The following is an 18438-nucleotide window of genomic DNA, read 5'->3' on the forward strand; positions in this document are numbered from 1 at the left end:
CCCTCTGGTGTTTCCGGATTCGGCGGCGTTTTTGAGGAGCTGTTCGGCCCCCTCGTGGTCCCCGGACTCCTCCCGAAACTGGGCCAATGTCGTCAAAACGAAAGGGTCTCCGTCCTTGAGAACTTGATAGGCGAACTGTTCGGCTTTTTCTTGGCCTCTGGTCTCCTCCAGTAGCCGGGCTAACTGCTTTATGAGGGTGCTCTCGGTATCAAGAGCTTGGAGAGTGAACTGTTCGACTGCTTTCCCGAATCCAGCCTCCTCCCACAGCCAGACCACCTCAGTCAGGACTTCGGCGGTCCCTGCTTTAGCGGCTTTTTTGAGAAGCTGCTCGCTCCCCTCTCGGTCCCCGGCTTCCTCCCGAAGCCGAGACAAATGCATTAGTACAAGAGGGTCCCCGGTTTCGGTGGCGTTTTTGAGAAGCCGCTCGGCCCCCTCTTTGTCTCCTGCCTTGTCCCACAACCGGGCCAATGTCGTAAGGGCTCTGGTGTTTCCGGCTTCTGCGGCGTTCTTGAGAAGCCGCTCGGCACCCTCTCGGTCCCCCGTCTTCATCCGCAACAGGGCCAGCTCCGCCGTGGCTCTGGTGTTCCCGGCCTCAACGGAGGCACAGAACAGCTGGGCGCTGTGGCGGTACCGGCATCGCAACTTGGCAGCGCGGGCCAGCCGGTTGAGGTCGGCAGGGTCGCTCATGTGGGCCATAGCCGCGTCCCAAAAAGACGTGGGAGGACACAGGATGTGACGGCTGCGGCGACCGTGCTGCTGGAGGAAATCGGTCAGGCGCACCACACCCGGCAGCGCCCCCATCCCCGTGGGATGGGGCACATTCTGCAGGGGTCGGGCCGTGCCCTTGACCAGCGTGCATGCGTAAACCAGAGCACCAGCGAACCAATCTGGGTTGGCGTTGACGCGTTCGACGTCGGTGAGGTAACAGGGAGCCGACGCCTGGAGAAAATCCAGCGTCAGCGGCCCCGCCACATCCAGGCGGTGGGCGTCTATGGCGGCGCTGATCAACGCCTGGCCGTAGACACCATGTTCCCCGGCCGGGTGCTCGTAGTGGTCGACCAGATCTGGGCCGGCGGCCCCTCTGTGTCAGGGTCAAGTGGGACACCAGAGGATAAACTCCACTAACTGGCATAAGTAGGGCGAGAACAGGCAGTAGCGACGGTGACGATGACCGACCACGACCTCCAGGCCACCGACCAGGGGCCACGAGCCGACCGGCCCAAGCGCCGAACCTTCACCCCCGCCTACAAGCTGCGGATCGTGCAGGAATACGACAGCGCTCCCACCGGCGAGAAGGGCGCACTGCTACGCAGAGAAGGGCTCTACGACTCCAGCGTCCAGTTGTGGCGCAAACAGCGCGAGTCCGGTGAGCTGACCACCTCTTCGGCGAATAAAACCACTACCAAGAGGAAAACACCGGAGCAGGCCGAGCTGGAACAGTTGCGCAAGGAAAAAGCACGACTGGAGCGCGCCAACACCAGGATGTCCAAGAAATTGCAGCAGACCGAGGCCGCCATGGAAGTGCTGGGAAAAGCACACGCGCTCTTGGCTTGAGATTTAACCTCCGGGGCCCATCCAGTGCGGGGCGAGCACACGGATTCGGCTGTTTCCCGGACACAGCAACGGTCCTTGGACGAAGGTGTCTTCTGCGAAGTCAACACCTCAACATCCAAGGACCGCGATGCACAGTGTCTCCGAAGCCCTTGCCCCTGTCGAGCGGTTCGCCGAATTGTCCCACTTCCGCCACGACCTGCACGCCTGCCTGACCTCGCGCTCAGACGCACTGTTCGAACTGTGCGATGCCGTGCTGTGCACCGACAGGCCCGTGACCTCACTGGTGGAACTGTCCCTGGAACCGGTCTTCCGGCGCGGCCACGGAGCTCTCTACGATGCCTTGGCTCAGGGGTCGATCAACGAGGACGCCCTCCGTGATCTCCTGGCCGCCCACATCCCCGATGACGCTCCGTTGGTGTTCGGTGTGGACTGCTCCACCTACCCCCGACCCGACGCGGAGTGCTCGCCAGAGCGCGGCCATCACTACTCCCCCTGCCGGTGCGACGGCGACCGCAAGACCGTACCCGGCTGGTCCTTCCAATGGCTGACCGGTCTGGAATGGGGATCCTCCTCCTGGACCCACCCCGTGGACGTACGCCGTCTGGCGCCCGGCCACTGTCAGATCCACGCCGCCGCCGAGCAGGTCCGCGGGCTGCTCGGCCGCCTGGGGACGACCGAGCGCACCAGCGGCCCCGGGCCGGCCCCACTGATCATGTTCGACCAGGGGTATGCGGCCAGCGCGCTCTCCCATGCCCTGGATGGCGAGCCGGTGCAGGTCCTGGTGCGTATCAGCGGCGACCGGGTCTTCTTCGACGGCCGCCCTGGCCCTCGCAAACCGGGCCCGGGGCGCAACGGGGTGCACGGCAACCGCTTCGAACTGTCGGCCTCGCCCCAGCCGCGAACTCCCGATGAAGTGCTGGTCGTTGCCGACAGCCGACGCTACGGCAGGGTGGAGGTACGCGCTTGGCACGGCATGCACCAGAAGGTGCACCGGGAGGGCTATTTCGCCGAGCACTTCCCCGACAAGTTCACCCGGCTGCCGATTATCGAGGTCACCGTGATCCAGGTGCGCGTGGAGCATCTGCCCGACGGGCGTGCCCCGCACCGGCCGATGTGGTTGTGGCACAGCGGACCGCAACGGCCGGACCTGGACGTGTGCTGGCGCGGTTACCTGCGCCGCTTCGACATGGAGCACACTTTCCGCCTGCTCAAGTCCGAGCTGGGTTGGAACGCGCCCCGTCTGCGTTTTCCCGAGCAGGCACAGCGGTGGACGTGGCTGGTCATCGCTGCCTACACACAACTGCGCTTAGTGCGGCGGCTCGCTCCCGATCTTCGTCGTCCCTGGGAGAAGCGTGCCCGGTCGGGGTGGGGGTTGAGTCCGCATCGGGTACGTCGGGGATTTCGTCATCTGCGAGAGCGGGTGGGTACCCCAACGCGTGTGCCGAAAAGAACGGGGCCCGGTCCAGGGCGTCCTCGGGGTAGCAAGGGCCGACCGGCTCCACGTTACCCAGTCAGGACAAAGAGCAACAAAACCGACATCAGAGCGACTAGCGCAGGAGAGAAGAAGAGTTAAATCTCAAGCTTGGAGATGGTGTCCGAGAGCGCGGACTCGGAGAATTCGTAGACCAGACCCGGCAAGATGTTCGCGCGCAGCTCGAACCACTTCTTGGAATCAAGGCCTCGTGTCGCCTGTCGGGAATCAACCGTTCGACCTACTACCGACACCGCGATCCCGCGCCGAAAACATCACAGGAAGCGTTCAGGGCCTCGCCGCCGAACCGGTTGTCGCCCGCTGAGTGCCACCACATCCTCACGGTCCTCAACAGCGAAAGGTTCCGTGACAAGGCACCTCGGCAGGTGTGGGCAGCGCTGTTGGACGAGGGCGTCTACCTGTGCTCGATCTCCACGATGTACCGGCTGCTGCGCGCCCAGGGGCAGAGCCGGGAGCGGCGTGCTCAAGCTCGCCACCCGGCCAAGACCAAGCCGCAGCTGATGGCACGGGCCCCGAACCAGGTGTGGAGTTGGGACATCACGAAACTGCGCGGGCCGGGGCCGGGGCGGTTCTTCGATCTGTACGTCATGATCGACATCTACTCCCGGTACGTGGTGCACTGGGAGATCCACTCCAGCGAGTCCGGTCACATCGCCGGCCACTTCATACAGAACTGTATCCGAGCTAATCGCGGGGTTGCGGCCGAGGTGATCCATTCCGACCGCGGCACGGCGATGACTTCGCAGTCGGTGGCCGAGTTGTTGTCCCTGCTCGGGATCACCAAGTCTCATTCCCGACCTAAGGTCAGCAACGACAATCCTTACAGCGAAGCTCAGTTCAAAACCCTGAAGTACTGTCCGGTGTTTCCTGACAGGTTCGGGTCTATGCAGGATGCTCGACAGTTCTGTCGCAGGTTCTTCGAGTACTACAACCACGAGCATTACCATTCCGGGATCGGGCTGCATACGCCTTTCACGGTCCACATCGGTACCGCGCATGTGGTCCAGCACAAGCGGGCTCGGACGATCGAGGCGTTCCGAGCGGGCAACCCGTGGCGGTTCACCCGCCGACCCACGTTGCCCGACCTGCCTCAGGCCGTGTGGATCAACGAGCCCGGCGAGCCCGATACCGCCGATCAGCACGCCTCTGAACTGCGAGAAGCAGCTTAAAGATCACTGCTCCGTGTCCGAGTTGACTTGACACATTCCGAGTCGGTGTGCGGACCGCGTTTGAGCGATCTCGCTGCCACGGTGGCACGGCTGCGCCATAGGGAGAGTGAACTGACCGAGCTATTTGAGTCCCCGCATGAGGGGCCGACCGAAGAGGAAATCATCGCGATGCGTACGCAGATACGGCAGGCCTTCGCCAACGGCAATCCGGCGACGAAGAAGAATCTGGTGCAGAACTTGGTCGCCGAAGTCCGTATCACTGGTCCCCGGCGAATCCAACCCGTCTTCAGGGTTCCCACCAGCATGAACGCGGACCTCTCCTCCTCGGAGGAGAAGGTTCGCGCAATGTCTGGAGTGGCGCACCCGGCAGGATTCGAAACTGCGACCGTCGGATCGGAGGTCGAGTAGCTGTTCGTCTGCTGTGGGGCGTGCGCCGGATTGTCCGGGAAGGGTGCCTATCCCAGGCGGGGGCCCGGCCTTGGGGCGGCCGTTCTCGGTGGGCTTGACCTCGGTCGCACATTCCTTGACCAGAACGGTCGCCCGTGCCACTGCCTAAGCGGCGGCCACGTCGAACTCGTCCTCCTCACGGTTCAGGTACCACTCCTCCTCGGTGCCGATCGGGTTGAAAGGGCTGTTGGTGTCGTATGCCAGGGAAGGGCTCTGTTCCCCGCTGCGCGCCGGACGTGCGGTTAGGCAGTGTTCTTTAGAGCCTCCGTTAGCGCTTCGGCCCGACCATTGCCCGCCACCACCCTCAACGGACGGCCTGACGGCCGACGATCCTCCTTCTTTCGGGCACCCCGAAAAGTCAGGAACCTTCGGTGCCTACGGTGTGATCCTCGTTCCTCGGATCCCACCTACGACACCTCCCCGGGTTTGCGGAGGACAGGGCCTGACGGCGCCCGAACGGGTGACCCCTGTGGTTCACAGAACAGTCTCTAGGCTCTCTGGTGGGCCTTCCACGACCGGTGGAGTTCACGCCGACGCCCGTACTCCCTCTTCATGCGTTGCCGCGGATCGGTTTCGGGGGTCAGGGCGGGCGGGCCCATGACGTGCAGGAGCGCGTAGTTGATACGGAACCCCGTCCTGTACAGCAACGAGAACGAGTCTTTTCCACGCGGCTTGTCCATCGCCGTCCATTTCACTGTTCGCCGGGATCGCGGAAGCGGGCCGCGAGGGTGTCATCGAGTAGGGAATCCATCGCCGTGAAGTCCGCGGCCTTCCCCGTCCAGCAGCGTATCCGCCCGGTTTTCGCCGTCCTGGTCGGCCCGTCCCATACGAGAGCCGAGCGTAGGGCGTGGCGCGGGAAGGTGGCCGTCCCGGTGGCGTCTTGGCGGGGGACCCGACTGAAACGCCCTAGGAGCGGACCACGGTTACACGACCCGACCACCGCGAGCGATCCGCGGGTGGGCCGAGTACGATGAGGCGTTGAAGAGCCCCGGTCGGGACGACCCACCGGTGACAGCGCGAGCAGGGACGACCCAGCAGAAACGGACACCTGTCTGTGTCTTTGTCTTTCACGGCCACTCTCCGCACCGTCATCACCCCCGGTGTGATCCTTCGTCTCCTCCTGGGCTGGGGCGCGTTCCTCGCCCTCCTGGTCGCGCGACCGTCACTGTCCGCGCATCCGCCGACGCCGGTACTGGTGAGCCTGCTGGCGGTGATCATCGCCGTGATCGTGGTGTGCGCCTTCGGGGTGGTCGGCGAGGCCGAGCACCTGGCGCACCGTCTGGGCGACCCCTACGGCACCCTGGTGCTGACACTGTCGATCGTGCTCATCGAGGTCATCCTCATCTCCGCGGTGATGCTCGGCCCGGGTGAGCACGCCACCATCGCCCGTGACTCCGTCATGGCGGTGTCGATGATCATCCTGAACCTCGTCATCGGCGTCGGCCTGCTCGTCGGCGGGATGAGGCGCCGCGACCTGCGCCCGAACCGCACGGGTGTGTCCGCCTACCTGTCACTCCTGGTCGTCCTCACCACGGTCGCCTTCGCGCTGCCCGGCCTCATCGGCGTCGACGGTGCCTACACCGCCGGCCAGGCGATCCCGATCATCCTGCTCACGGTGATCCTCTACGCGTTCTTCCTGTACCGGCAGATGGGTGCCCAGCGCGAGGACTTCCAGGAGGTCGCCCCCGAGCCGGTCCCCTCCGAAGCCGTCGACCCCGCCGCACGGCAGGTCACCGACGATCGTCCGTCGGTGCTCGGTGTGATCTCCCGACACCGCGTGGAGGTGGCCCTGCGCGCGCTCGTCCTGGTGACCACGGTGATCCCGATCGTGCTGCTCTCCCACGACATGGCGGCGCTCCTCGATGACGGTCTCGACCGGGTGGGGGCTCCGGTCGCGCTCTCGGGCATCCTCATCGCGATGATCGTGTTCCTGCCCGAGACCATCACGGCGATCCGCGCCGCGCACATCGGGGAGATCCAGCGTGTGAGCAACCTCTGCCACGGTGCACTCGTCTCCACGGTCGGGCTCACCATCCCCGCCGTGCTCACCATCGGTCTCCTGACCGGGCAGACGGTCGTCCTGGCGGAGAGCCCCGCCAACCTGGCGCTGCTCGCGGTGACGCTGCTGTTGACCCTGACGACCTTCTCGGGTAGTCGAGTGACCGCGCTCCACGGTGCCGCCCACCTCTTGGTGTTCGTGCTCTACGGGCTCACCGTTTTCGCCTGAGGGCCGCTCAGCACGCTCCGAACCGGTCGTCCGAGGCCCAACCGGTGTCGGCCCACTCCTCGGGCGCCGCCGGGATGATGTCGGGGAATCGACCTTGCAGCTCGTCGAGCATCCAGTGGGTCAGCCGGGCGGCGCCCTGGGGGCACAGGTGGATGCCGTCGGGGTTGCGGTCGGGCTCACCGTCCCTGCTCGCCCGGTAGTCCTCTCCCCAGACCTCCCCGGCCTCCAGGACCTCGGCCCGGCCCTCGGAGTCCGCCGCGACCGAACGCGCCACCTCCGGGGCCCGGTCCAGGTCCTCCATGTGGGGTTCGTAGAAGTCGTCGGGCTCGATCGGTGGCATGGTGACGAAGAGCAGCGTCGCGTCGACCTCGGTGACGGTGTCCACCAACTTCTCGTAGCCCTCCCGCTGCTCCTGTTCGGTGCCCCAGTCGTAACCGGTGATCTGGTAGATGACCAGGCCGGGTCCGGCGGCCTCGACCTCCTCGGGCAACGTCTCCCATTGTTCCTCGGAGAAGGGCCCGACGACGTTGCCCCCGCCATCGGAGGCGAGCGACTCGAACTCGACCCCGCTCGCTTCGAAGGCCGCGTCCAAGGCGAGCGCGAGGTCCTGGCCAACGGAGTCGCCGAGCAGGAGGACCTTGGGCGGTGCCGTCGTGGTCCGTGCGTCCGAGGCCGGGGGCGTGGCCGGGGCGTCCGCTTCGGATGAGCCGGCGCAGGCCGTCAACGCCAGAGTCAGCGAAGTCAGGGCGGCGGTCGTGGCCAGGGCCGTTCGGCCACGGGGCGAGGCGAGCCCGGTGAGTGGTCCGGTCCGCGCGGGCGAGGTCGGGTCGGTGTTCTGTGTCGTGGTCATGGTGTCGATCGTCTCCGGGCGGTGTCCCGGTGCCTGCGCCGTCATGTCGCGGATGTGTCGCAGAACGTTCGTCACCCCGTCCGGGAAGGTCACGACGACCCATACTGGAGGTGTGACGGAGATCCTGCTCATCGAAGATGATCCACTGCTACAGCGCGGACTACAGCTCGCCCTGTCCAGGCACGGCCACGAGGTCCGCACGGCGGACACGGGTGAGGAGGGACTGCGCCGGTTCCGCGCGAGGACACCGGGCATCGTGGTGCTCGACCTGATGTTGCCGGGCATGGACGGGTTCCAGGTCTGCCGTCGCATCAGGGCGGAAGGTGAGGTACCCGTGATCATGCTGACCGCGCGAGGCGACGACTTCGACGTCATCGGGGGTCTGGAGGCGGGCGCCGACGACTACGTCGTCAAGCCGGCGCAACCCACCGTGCTCGACGCGCGCATCCGCGCCGTGCTGCGGCGCACGGTCGACGTACCGAACGAGGTGCGGGTCCATCGCGACCTGCGCATCGACACGGTGTCGCTGACGGTTACGGTGGGCGAGGCGCCCGTCACGCTGACGCCGACGGAGATGCGCCTGCTGCTCACCCTGTCCCGCTCGCCCGGGCGGGTGTACGGCAGGCAGCGACTGCTGGAGGAGGTCTGGGAGCACGACTACCTCGGCGACTCCCGGCTCGTGGACAACTGTGTGCAGCGCCTGAGGGCGAAGATCGAGGACGATCCCGCCGTACCGGTGTACGTCCAGACCGTGCGCGGGTTCGGCTACCGGTTCGGGCCGGTGTGATGGGTCGCTGGTGGCCCCGAGGTCTGCGCCCCCGCCTGTTGGCGGGCTTCGCGCTGGTGACGGTACTGGGGTCACTGGCCGCGACCTGGGCCATCACCGAATCGGCCGGCGAGGCGTTGGTGGCCTCGAACCAGCGGCGAATCTCGGAGACCGTCTCCGGGCAGATCGGTGCCGTCACCCACGAGGTCTCCCATCCGCCCGACCAGGCCGCGCTCGACCGCGTACGCGACAGCGTGGGCCCCGACACCCTGGTGGTCTTCGAGGACCTGCGATCGGTCGACGGTGCGCGGGCCGACCTGATCACCGATGAACTGCGCGAGGCGGTGCGTGAGGGGGATCGCGTGGTCACCCAACGCGTGGTCGACGTGGACCGGCCATGGCTCCTGGTGGGCGCCCCCGTCATGATCACCGATCCGGACGGTGAGCGCGCCCCGTCCGGGATCGAGGTGTACACCGTGCGAGACCTGTCCGCGGTACAGGAGGAGGTCGACGCGCTGGTGAGGGCGGCGGCCGCCGCGGGCGCGGCGGTGCTCGTCCTGGCCGCCCTTTTGGCCCTGGTCACCGCTCGTGGGGTGCTCCGCCCGGTCCGCGAGCTCCGAGACACCGCGCGCAGACTGGCCGCCGGTGACCTGGACGCGCGGACCGAACCGCAAGGGGTGGACGAGCTGGCCGAACTCACCGTCACGATCAACGAGATGGCGGAGTCGGTGCAGGGTTCCATGGCGACCATGGAGAGGATGCGGGCCGACGCCAGGAGGTTCGCCGCGGACGTCTCCCACGAGTTGCGCACCCCGCTGAGCACGTTGACGGCGGTGACCGAGGTCTTGGCGGCGTCGACGGAGGACATGGCACAGGACGCCCGGGAATCGGCGGGGATGGCCATCACCGAGACCCGACGGCTGGTCCGCATGGTCGAGGACCTGATGGAGGTCTCCCGATTCGACGCCGGGTCGGTCCGCCTACGAGAGGAGGAGGTGGACATGGTCTCGGCGGTCCGCGACACCCTGCGGGCCCGGAACCGGCTCGACCGGGTCGAACTCCACGCTCCGCAGGAGGTGCCCGTGCGCGTGGATCGCCGACGGCTGGACGTGATCGTGGCCAACCTGGTCGGCAACGCCCTGCGGCACGGGGAACCTCCCGTGCGGGTGGGTGTCTTCGCCGACCGGACCCACGTGAACCTCGTGGTGACCGACAACGGGCCGGGCTTGGCCGAACACGTGGTGCCGCACGTGTTCGACCGGTTCTTCAAGGCCGACAGCGCACGGACCCGCACCCCGGGCAGCGGGCTCGGGCTGGCCATCGCGCTGGAGAACGCCCGCCTGCACGACGGTGACCTCACCGCCGGTAACGGTGACGATGGGGGTGCGCGTTTCGTGCTGCGGCTGCCCAGAGCACCCGGGCAGACCGCTCCGGGAAGGGAACGGGGGATACAGGAGTGAGGACGGGCCTTTCGTCACCATCGGTGTGGGCGCTGGTGTTCCTGGTCGCGGTGGCGGGATGCGGGGTCGGGCCCTCCGGTGTCTTCGACGCGGGTGAGGCGCCCACCGGTGTGGCTCCCGGGACGACGTTGTACTTCGTGGACGACAACGATGAACTCCGGCCCCAGTTTCGGCGAACCGAGCGTCTGGGCACGGTTTCCGACGCGGTGTCGTTGTTGTTGACCGGCCCGGGCGATTCCGAGGTGCGAACGGAGATCGCGCCGACGTCGGTCACCAGCGTCGAGGTGACGACCCACCCCGAGACGATCGAGTTGCGGGTGCCCCTGGACATCGATGACGTGACCCCGGTGGGCATCGACCAGATCGTGTGCACCGCGCGGACCTCTCATGTGCAGAACGGCGGATCCGAGCGAACGCGGATACGGATCCGCTTCGTGCAGTTCACCCCCGAGTCGGAGATACGCCGTACCTGCCCCCTGTACGAGTGAGCGCCGCATCGGAGCCTCAGCCCAGTTTGGTCACATCCACCGTGGCCGGTGGGGGAGCGGGAAGGGCCGCCCAGAGCAGGGCGAGGGCGACCATGACGGCCACGAACGCCACCAGGCCCCCGTGCCCCCTGGCCCAACCCGTGTGGAACCGGACCGGGTCCTCGACGAGGTACTTCGACAGCGCGGCCATCCCGATGGACACGGCGCTCACGACCAGGGTCCAGACCCATCCGTGGAGCCCGGTCACCTCGGGGGAGAGCAGCACGATGACCGGCCAGTGCCACAGATACAGGCTGTAGGAGACCAGCCCCGTCCACCGCAACGGTCGCCAGGCCAGGATCCGCGCGACGAAGGTCCGCGGCGCGTGCGCGATCACGACGATCACCATGGCCGCCGCCATCGAGTGCGCGAACAGGCCGCCGGTGAACAACCACGGCGAGGTCGTGCCGTCGACCAGGACCCAGGACACTCCGAGCCCGAGCGTCGCCAAGACCAACGCGGTGCCCGCCCACCGATGGACGACTCGGGCCAGAGTGTCACGGACGAGCGGTGTGGCGGCCAACGCGCCCAGCAGAACGGAGAAGGCCCGGGTGTCGGTGCCGATGTACACACGAGTGGGGTCCGCCGGGTCGACCAGACAGATCATCAGGACGAGGGAGAGGGCCGAGCCGGTGGCGGCGATCCCCGCGACCCAGCGGTCGGGAGAGCTGAAGAGCCGCGCGACCATCAGCGACAACACCGGCCACACCAGGTAGAACTGTTCCTCGACCGCGATGCTCCAGAGGTGCTCGAACACGCGGGCCGAGCCGAAGGCGTCCCAGTACCCGGCCGACTCCGCGATCAGGTGCCAGTTGAGGACGTTGAGCTGTACCCACGGTCCGTCCGCGAGCGTCGTGCGCACCATGTCGGGCGGTCCGAAGGACCAGACCAGCAGGGTGACCGTGGTGAGCATGACGGCCAGAGCCGGTAGCAGTCGGCGGATTCTCCGCCCCAGGAACGCTCCGAGTGACACGTTCGCGCTCGCTCGGACCTCGCGCAGCAGTAGGTCCGTGATGAGGTATCCGGAAAGGACGAAGAACAGGTCGACCCCGAGGAAGCCACCGGACAGGTGGCCGGTGTGGAACAGCAGCACCCCGATGACCGCCACGCCCCTGAGCCCGTCCAGGGCGGGTACGTGTGTTCTGTGGCCGGGCGGGGGCAGGGAGCGTGCGGTGGTCGGGTTCTGAGTCATGCGGAGAAGGGTGTCCGGCGCCGATGTCCGCCTCGTCCCCGGGACGTCTCGACTCTGTCGCAGGGCCGTCGGATGGTGGGACGACGGGCGGCGGGTCGGAATATCGCCGTCGGAGCCGTCCTTGGGTACTCGTGTGCGCCCGGACCGGGTGTCGGGGTCCCTGAGATCCTGGGGTGTCCAGGGTGGGGCCGTGCATCGGGTCCATCCTGGACGCGCACGCGCAGAACCCGTAGTGAGGACATGACATGGACGCCCCTGCCAGTGACATCGTGGTGGATCACCACTACGACCTGGTCATCATCGGCACCGGCTCGGGGAACTCGATTCCCGGCCCCGAGTTCGAGGACCGGTCGATCGCGATCATCGAGAAGGGGACGTTCGGCGGTACCTGTCTCAACGTCGGCTGCATCCCGACGAAGATGTTCGTCCACGCCGCCGACACCGCACTGGAGACCGCCCGAGCCGGGCGGCTGGGGCTGAACGCCCGGGTCGACTCGGTGGACTGGCAGGGCATGGTCAGTCGGATCTTCGAGGACCGCGTCGACCCGATCGCCGCCGGAGGTGAGGAGTACCGTCGCGGCCCCGAGACCCCCAACATCGACGTCTACGACCAGCACGCCGTGTTCGTGGGCGAGCGCACCCTGCGCACCGGTCAGGGCGAAGAGCAGAAGATCATCTCCGGTGACCAGGTGGTCATCGCCGCCGGCTCTCGACCGTTCATCCCCAACGCCATCGAGGCCTCGGGGGTGCGCTACCACACCAACGAGGACGTCATGCGGCTGCCGGAGCCGCCGAAGTCGCTGGTCATCGTGGGCGGGGGCTTCATCGCGATGGAGTTCGCCCATGTCTTCGACGCGTTGGGCTCCGATGTCACGATCGTCTCCCGCTCCGCGCTGATGCGCAGCCTGGACAAGGACCTGGGCGAACGCATCAACGAACTCGCGGCGGATCGCTACCGCCTCATCTGCGGTCCCACCGTGATCGGTGCCGAGGAGTCGGAGGGCGGGGTGACCGTCCGTCTCGACGACGGCTCCTCGGTCTCCGGTGACGTGCTGCTGGTGGCCACCGGGCGGGTGCCCAACGGCGACCGGTTGGACCTGGCCTCCGGCGGGATCGAGATGACCGACGAGGGAGGGGTCGAGGTCGACGAGTACGGCCGCTCGACCTCGGCGAAGGGCGTCTGGGCCCTGGGCGACGTGTCCTCGCCCTACATGCTCAAACACGTGGCCAACGCGGAGATGCGGGCGGTGCGCCACAACCTGCTCCACCCGGACGACCTGCGTGAGATGCCGCACGACCACGTTCCCGCGGCCACCTTCACCCACCCGCAGATCGCCACCGTGGGGATGACCGAGGAACAGGCCCGTGATCGGGGCCACGACGTGACGGTCAAGGTGCAAGGGTATGGGGACGTCGCCTATGGCTGGGCGCTGGAGGACACCACCGGTATCTGCAAACTGATCGCCGACCGCGACACCGGCAAACTCCTCGGTGCGCACTACATGGGCCCCCAGGCGGCCACCCTGATCCAGCAGATGATCACCGTCCTGGCCTTCGACCTGGACGTGCGCCGGGTCGCGACGGAGCAGTACTGGATCCACCCGGCGCTGCCCGAGGTCACCGAGAACGCCCTGCTGGGCCTGGAGTTCGATTGATCGAGCGTTCCGACGGGTCACGGTGACCGTCGCCGTGACCCGTCGGGCACGTGACGAGCACGCCGCGCCCGGATGAAATCCGTGCGGGAGGCGGCCCGCCCGGCGGCGACGGCGAAGGGGTTTTTGCGCAGGTGCCCGGCACATCGCCGGTCCGGTCCGAGGAGTCGCGCGGAATTCGGGGCGTGTTGACTTCCTACCCAAGAGGACCGCTCGGTGGTAGGAAGTCAACGCAAAGGGTTCCCCCGTACATCCCCCGCCCGGAGGCTTCCCATGGATCGCCGGTGGTCGATTCGTTCACGCACGCGTGCCATCGTGGCCGCGGGCTCCGCTCTGGCCCTCACCCTCACCTCGGTCGCGAGCGCGGACACCGACGATCCGCGCGAGCGCACCGGGTTCAGCGAGACCGTCGAGATCCCACCGGCCGGCTCGGTCGCCCGGGCCGAGGACCCCGCGCCGAGACTGGAGACCTTCGAGACCGAACGCCCGGTCGCCCCCGGTGTCACGCTGACCTCCTTCGACTCCTACGGGCCCGACGCCTACACCGGGACGCCCAACTGGTTGCGGGGCGACCTGCTGACCACCGACCTCACCGGCGGAGTCGGCGTGGACTACCTGTTCCCCGGACAGGTGACCGAAACCGCGCCGGTGAGCGAGCAGGCCGACGAGGTCGAAGCGGTCGCCGCGGTCAACGGCGACTTCTTCGACATCAACGCCTCCGGCGCCTCGCAGGGCGTGGCCGTGCAGGACGGTGAACTGATCCAGTCGCCGATCGCCGGCGACTACCGGGAATCCGCCGCGATCTTCACCCCCGACGGGCTCGGCTCGATCGGCGAGGTGTTCTTCGAGGGCACCGTCGAGCTGCCCACCGGCGAGACACCGTCGCTGGACGCGATCAACAAGCCGGCGCTGGGCACGGGCGAGATCGCCGCGTTCACCCCGCTGTGGGGAAGCTACTGCCGCTGTCGGGCCACCGAGGACGCGACGCGGGCGCTGGAGGTCGTGGTCACCGACGGCGTGGTCACCGAGATCGTGGACGAGCCGCGCGAAGGAGAGATCGCCGACGACGCCTTCGTCCTGGTCGGCCGGGAGGACGGCGCCCAGACCCTGTCCGAACTGGAGGTGGGCGACGCGGTCGGCATCGACTACGACGCGAGGGCCGCCCAGGACCAGGAGATCCACGCCGCGCTGAACGGCCGTCAGATGCTCGTCGTCGACGGGCGGGCCCAAGAGGCGAGCGAGAACGACAACACCCCGGGCGCCCCGCGCATGGCCATCGGCTTCTCCGAGGACGGCTCGCGGATGTACCTGCTCAGCGTCGACGGTCGGCAGCCGTCCTTCGCCGAGGGCGTGGGCCTGGACGAGTTGGGCCAGATGATGGTCGAGGCCGGCGCGCACACCGCGGTCAACCTCGACGGTGGCGGATCGGCCACCATGGTCGCGCGCACCCCGGGTGGGGACCGTGTCCAGGTCGAGAACCGGCCCTCCGACGGGGAGGAGCGCTCCGTACCCAACGGGCTCGCCCTGTTCGCACCCCAGGGCAGCGGCCGGCTCGACGGGTTCTGGGTGCGGACCCGGGTCGAACCCGAACGCGCCGAGGGCTCCGGCCACGTCGCGCCGAGCCGACCCGACCGGGTCTTTTCCGGCCTGACCCGGACGCTCACCGCGGCCGGCCATGACGAGACCTACGCGCCGGTGGAGAGCGACCCGATCTGGCGCTCCGACGACAACGGGGTCGGCTCGGTGGATCGGGAGGGCGTGTTCACCGCGCACGCGGCCGGCACCGCCACCGTCACCGCCAGGGAACGCGGCGCCACGGGCGAGATCGACCTGACCGTGCTGGGCGAGCTCACCCGGATCGAGACCACACCCGAACGGGTGGGACTCACCGACGCCGAGGCCGCCGCCGTGATCGAGGTCATCGGCTACGACACCGACGGATTCACCGCGCCGATCGAGACCGCCGACGTCGAAACGAGCATCGACGAGTCCGTCGCGGAGATCTCGGTGACCGAGGACGGGAGGTTCGAGATCCGGGCCGCCACCGACAGCGGAGCCACGCTCGCCACGATCCGGGTCGGTGAGGTCGAGACGACCCTCGCGGTCACCGTCGGCCTGGACGAGGTCGTCGTCGCCGACTTCGAGGACGCGGCCGACTGGTCCTACTTCGGTGAGCGCGCCGAAGGGGATGTCTCGGTGGCCCAGGGCCGAGAAGGCGGCGGGGTCGGTCTGACCTACGACTTCACCACCTCGACCGGAACCCGTACCGGCGGCGCCCTGCCGCCGGGCGAGGAACTCCAGATCCCCGGCCGACCGCGGGAGTTGCGTGCCTGGGTGCACTCCGAGGGCAACGGGGAGTGGGCGAGCATGCAGGTCTGGGACGGGACCGGTCGGTTGCTGCCCGCGATGCGCGCCGGCTACCTCGACGAACCTGGTTGGCGGCAGGTGTCCTTCGAAGTGCCGCCGGGCACGCGATACCCGATCTCGCTGCGCCGGATCTACTTCGCCGAGACCGAACCCGACGCGGGTTACCACGGCGAGGTGATCGTCGACGACCTGACCGCGATGGTGCCGCCACCGTTGGACGTGCCGCCCACCGAACCGGTCGTCGATCCGGTGGTGGCGCCGGGTGAGTCCGTGGCCGGACAGGACTGGCGGTTCGCCGTGTTGTCCGACGCCCAGTTCGTGGCCCGAGACCCCGACAGCGAGATCGTCGCCAACACCCGGCGCGCGCTCCGCGAGATCCGAGAGAGCGACGCCGAGTTCCTCATCATCAACGGCGACCTCGTCGACGAGGCCGCGCCGGAGGATTTCGCGTTGGCTCTCAGCATCCTCGACGAGGAGCTGGAGGGCGAGCTGCCCTACTACTACGTACCGGGCAACCACGAGGTCTCCGAGGGCACGCTGGACAACTTCCGGGACGCGTTCGGGCAGCCCCGACGGGTGGTCGACCACCACGGCACCAGGTTCATCCTCCTGGACACGGCGCGGCTCTCCTACAAGGCCGGCGACTGGTCGCAACTGCCGCTGCTGCGCGAGGAACTCGACGCCGCCGCCGAGGACCCCGACGTGACCTCGATCGTGGTGGCCCAGCACGTGCCCTTCCGCGATCCGCTGCCCTCCAGGGCGAGCGAGCTGTCGGACCGAAAGGAGGCGACCACCGTCGAGAACTGGCTGGCCGACTTCCAATCCGACACCGGTAAGGGCGTGGCGTTCATCGGTGCGCACGTCGGCGTCTTCCACGCCGACCGGGTGGACGGTGTGCCCTACGTCGTCAACGGCAACGCGGGCAAGAACCCCTCGGCCGGCCCCGAGGACGGTGGCTTCACCGGCTGGTCGCTGTGGGGAATCGACACCGACGGCGATCCCGCGTCGGACTGGGTGAGGACCCAAACGCGCCCCCACGTGGACGGGCTGGAAGTGGAGGCGCCGACCTCGGTCGCGGTCGGGGAGGGGGCCGAGGTCACCGCGACGGTGGACAACGACGGCACCGCGCTGCCGGTCGCCCACCCGGTGAGCGCGGACTGGTCCGGTTCCGAGGACGTCCACATCGGGCCGGTCGACGAGGCCGACGCCGATCACGTGGCCGTCTTCGATCCGCGGACCGGCCGGTTGAGCGCGTTGGCAGAGGCGACCATCGAACTCGACGTGACCGTGAACGGCGTCACCGAAGAGGTCACCATCGAGTTGACGCCCTGACCTCGGGCCGACGAGGGCCCCACGGTCGTGCCCCGTGGGGCCCGAACCGGCCACCAAGGGCGTGGCTATCCGTGTTGACCGAGTTACTCCTGATTATGGTCTTGGGGTGTCCCAGACCTCAGTGCCCTCACCGGACCCCTCAGGGCTCCATCGGCGCTCGGTGGGCGTCACCACGTCCCTCCTGGTCGGACTGTCGTTGGTCCTGCTCCTGGTCGCCGGGTGCACGGCACCCACCCCCACCTTCTCCGCCTACCGGAACACCGCCGAGCAGAGCATCACCGAACTGATCTCCGCGGCCGAGACCGGAGCCATGCTCGGCGACGTCCGCCTGGCGGACGGGGCGACCTCCACCTACCTGGGAACCACCGTCGAGAGCGCGGAGGAGGCGGCCCGCTCGATCTCGAAGACCTTCGGAACCCGACAGCCGCCCACCTCCGAGGCCGACGCCCTGCGCGAGGAGTTGGTGCCCCTGTGCGACACGGTGGTGAACACGCTCGCCGAACTGCGCATCGCGGTTCGTCAACGTCCTCGCGTCCTTCTACCTGGTGTTGTTGTGCGTGGTGTCCGTGGCGTCCATCCCCCTGATGATCTACACGAAGGCGGGGCAGTGAGATGTCCGAAGAAGAAGGGACCGTGTTCAGGATCGGTTTCACGGTCCTGGACCGCCAGGTCGTGGACCGTGACGGGGTGAACCTGGGCAAGGTCGACGACGTGGAGTTCACTCGGCCGGAAGGGCAGGGAGGGGAGCCGAACATGACCGCGCTGATCATCGACACCGCGGCGATCGGTGGCCGCATCTCCGGTCGGTTCGGTCGCTACTGGGAGGCGGTCGTGGAACGGCTCCGACCCCAGAAGGAGGGTTCCATCGCCATTCCGGTGGAGCACGTCGAGGAGTTCGCCCCCACCACTGTGCTCTCCACGAGGGCTCCGGAGGGGATGCATCCGTTGGAGAAGTGGGTGGCACTTCATGTGATCGGCCGAATCCCGGGAGCGCGGAAATGAGGCGGCTGCGCGCGAACGCGATCCTGGGACTGCGGGTCATCGACCGCGACGGCGAACAGGCGGGGATCGTCCACGACATCGTCGTCGACCATCGAGATGGCGTGTACACGATCCTGGGGTTGGTGCTGGGGCGTTCCGCGGTCGGCGGGCGCTTCGGATACGGCGACTCCCTGCAAGCGCCCATGCCCTGGAAACGACTCCTGAAGTGGCTCCGCCGTCACGAACGCTACGTGAGGTGGGCCGACGTCGTGGCCCTGGAGGAGGACCACGTGGAGATCGCCGTGGATCACGGGTCGTTGCCGGGTCACTGGCGACAGGACTCCTGAGCGGCTCGTCGGCGGGGGAGACGTCGGACGGTTCAGCCGTCGGTGGGACCCCGCCTTGACGGGCTTCCGATCCTG

The 18438-nt window shown here is 67.8% G+C and carries 16 protein-coding genes and 1 pseudogene; 13 read left to right on the forward strand and 4 right to left on the reverse strand.

All coding sequences use genetic code 11. The features are described 5' to 3' along the window. The coding region (locus NLI01S_RS20390) for a tetratricopeptide repeat protein (RefSeq protein ID WP_371850625.1) at positions 1-1008 on the reverse strand (1008 nt) is incomplete at its 3' end. A 159-nt stretch (positions 1009-1167) separates the two neighbouring features. On the opposite strand from NLI01S_RS20390, the gene NLI01S_RS26485 reads away from it, so the two are divergent. The 4 genes and pseudogenes from NLI01S_RS26485 (at position 1168) to NLI01S_RS20410 (ending at position 4623) form a co-directional block, all read left to right on the forward strand. Continuing rightward, the gene (locus NLI01S_RS26485) at positions 1168-1554 is read left to right on the forward strand and encodes a transposase (protein ID WP_067607022.1); all 387 of its coding nucleotides are present in this window, start codon (positions 1168-1170) and stop codon (positions 1552-1554) included. 127 nt (positions 1555-1681) lie between these two features. Then, positions 1682-3127 (forward strand): NF041680 family putative transposase, encoded by a 1446-nt coding sequence (locus tag NLI01S_RS20400; protein ID WP_067607024.1) that lies wholly within the window; start codon positions 1682-1684, stop codon positions 3125-3127. Positions 3128-3204: 77 nt separating this feature from the next. Further along, positions 3205-4215: pseudogene (locus NLI01S_RS20405) on the forward strand (IS3 family transposase); the annotation flags it as partial. 60 nt (positions 4216-4275) lie between these two features. After that, a complete protein-coding gene (locus tag NLI01S_RS20410) occupies positions 4276-4623 on the forward strand; it encodes a hypothetical protein (protein WP_067607028.1) in 348 nt (115 codons plus the stop codon). A 527-nt stretch (positions 4624-5150) separates the two neighbouring features. Here the strand turns inward: NLI01S_RS20410 and NLI01S_RS20415 are convergent. After that, positions 5151-5342: a hypothetical protein gene (locus NLI01S_RS20415; protein WP_067607030.1), complete on the reverse strand. Its 192-nt coding sequence runs from the start codon at positions 5340-5342 to the stop codon at positions 5151-5153. 422 nt (positions 5343-5764) lie between these two features. On the opposite strand from NLI01S_RS20415, the gene NLI01S_RS20420 reads away from it, so the two are divergent. Further along, complete coding sequence (locus NLI01S_RS20420) at positions 5765-6889, forward strand: calcium:proton antiporter (RefSeq protein ID WP_084392752.1); 1125 nt, start codon at positions 5765-5767, stop codon at positions 6887-6889. 7 nt (positions 6890-6896) lie between these two features. Here NLI01S_RS20420 and NLI01S_RS20425 read toward each other — a convergent pair whose 3' ends face one another. After that, positions 6897-7871 (reverse strand): SGNH/GDSL hydrolase family protein, encoded by a 975-nt coding sequence (locus NLI01S_RS20425; protein ID WP_223809316.1) that lies wholly within the window; start codon positions 7869-7871, stop codon positions 6897-6899. On the opposite strand from NLI01S_RS20425, the gene NLI01S_RS20430 reads away from it, so the two are divergent. From NLI01S_RS20430 to NLI01S_RS20440, 3 genes are read left to right on the forward strand one after another with little or no spacing between them, the layout of a single operon-like run. After that, positions 7852-8526, forward strand: a complete 675-nt coding sequence (locus NLI01S_RS20430; RefSeq protein ID WP_067607033.1) for a response regulator transcription factor — start codon at positions 7852-7854, stop codon at positions 8524-8526. The two genes, NLI01S_RS20425 and NLI01S_RS20430, sit on opposite strands and share 20 nt — an antisense overlap. After that, entirely contained in the window at positions 8526-9965 is a 1440-nt protein-coding gene (locus tag NLI01S_RS20435) for a sensor histidine kinase (RefSeq protein ID WP_157091088.1), read from the forward strand. The genes NLI01S_RS20430 and NLI01S_RS20435 overlap by 1 nt, the downstream gene beginning before the upstream one ends. Beyond that, a complete protein-coding gene (locus tag NLI01S_RS20440; protein WP_223809317.1) occupies positions 9962-10453 on the forward strand; it encodes a hypothetical protein in 492 nt (163 codons plus the stop codon). The genes NLI01S_RS20435 and NLI01S_RS20440 overlap by 4 nt, the downstream gene beginning before the upstream one ends. 16 nt (positions 10454-10469) lie before the next feature. On the opposite strand, the gene NLI01S_RS20445 is transcribed toward NLI01S_RS20440, so the two are convergent. After that, the gene (locus NLI01S_RS20445) at positions 10470-11684 is read right to left on the reverse strand and encodes an acyltransferase family protein (RefSeq protein ID WP_067607043.1); all 1215 of its coding nucleotides are present in this window, start codon (positions 11682-11684) and stop codon (positions 10470-10472) included. A gap of 245 nt (positions 11685-11929) precedes the next feature. Here NLI01S_RS20445 and mtr point away from each other — a divergent pair, with 245 nt between their 5' ends. From mtr to NLI01S_RS20470, 5 genes are all read left to right on the forward strand, one after another. Then, positions 11930-13339: a mycothione reductase gene (gene mtr, locus NLI01S_RS20450; RefSeq protein WP_067607045.1), complete on the forward strand. Its 1410-nt coding sequence runs from the start codon at positions 11930-11932 to the stop codon at positions 13337-13339. A gap of 270 nt (positions 13340-13609) precedes the next feature. Then, positions 13610-17035: a phosphodiester glycosidase family protein gene (locus NLI01S_RS20455; RefSeq protein WP_067607047.1), complete on the forward strand. Its 3426-nt coding sequence runs from the start codon at positions 13610-13612 to the stop codon at positions 17033-17035. A gap of 106 nt (positions 17036-17141) precedes the next feature. Continuing rightward, the gene (locus NLI01S_RS20460) at positions 17142-17726 is read left to right on the forward strand and encodes a hypothetical protein (protein ID WP_157091089.1); all 585 of its coding nucleotides are present in this window, start codon (positions 17142-17144) and stop codon (positions 17724-17726) included. After that, positions 17669-18037 carry a hypothetical protein gene (locus NLI01S_RS20465; protein ID WP_223809319.1) on the forward strand — a complete coding sequence of 123 codons (369 nt, stop codon included), beginning with the start codon at positions 17669-17671 and terminating at the stop codon, positions 18035-18037. The genes NLI01S_RS20460 and NLI01S_RS20465 overlap by 58 nt, the downstream gene beginning before the upstream one ends. Continuing rightward, positions 18034-18363: a PRC-barrel domain-containing protein gene (locus NLI01S_RS20470; protein ID WP_067607053.1), complete on the forward strand. Its 330-nt coding sequence runs from the start codon at positions 18034-18036 to the stop codon at positions 18361-18363. The genes NLI01S_RS20465 and NLI01S_RS20470 overlap by 4 nt, the downstream gene beginning before the upstream one ends. The last annotated feature ends 75 nt before the right edge of the window (positions 18364-18438 follow it).

This window comes from Nocardiopsis listeri NBRC 13360 (assembly GCF_001570765.1).
GTDB lineage: Bacteria > Actinomycetota > Actinomycetes > Streptosporangiales > Streptosporangiaceae > Nocardiopsis > Nocardiopsis listeri.

Bases quoted from the DNA above. Each gene is read 5' to 3' on its own strand.
- NLI01S_RS26485 (WP_067607022.1), top strand. From the start codon at position 1,168: ATGACCGACCACGACCTCCAGGCCACCGACCAGGGGCCACGAGCCGAC.
- NLI01S_RS20400 (WP_067607024.1), top strand. From the start codon at position 1,682: ATGCACAGTGTCTCCGAAGCCCTTGCCCCTGTCGAGCGGTTCGCCGAA.
- NLI01S_RS20415 (WP_067607030.1), bottom strand. From the start codon at position 5,342: ATGGACAAGCCGCGTGGAAAAGACTCGTTCTCGTTGCTGTACAGGACG.
- NLI01S_RS20425 (WP_223809316.1), bottom strand. From the start codon at position 7,871: ATGAGCAGGATCTCCGTCACACCTCCAGTATGGGTCGTCGTGACCTTC.
- NLI01S_RS20435 (WP_157091088.1), top strand. From the start codon at position 8,526: ATGGGTCGCTGGTGGCCCCGAGGTCTGCGCCCCCGCCTGTTGGCGGGC.
- NLI01S_RS20445 (WP_067607043.1), bottom strand. From the start codon at position 11,684: ATGACTCAGAACCCGACCACCGCACGCTCCCTGCCCCCGCCCGGCCAC.
- mtr (WP_067607045.1), top strand. From the start codon at position 11,930: ATGGACGCCCCTGCCAGTGACATCGTGGTGGATCACCACTACGACCTG.
- NLI01S_RS20455 (WP_067607047.1), top strand. From the start codon at position 13,610: ATGGATCGCCGGTGGTCGATTCGTTCACGCACGCGTGCCATCGTGGCC.
- NLI01S_RS20470 (WP_067607053.1), top strand. From the start codon at position 18,034: ATGAGGCGGCTGCGCGCGAACGCGATCCTGGGACTGCGGGTCATCGAC.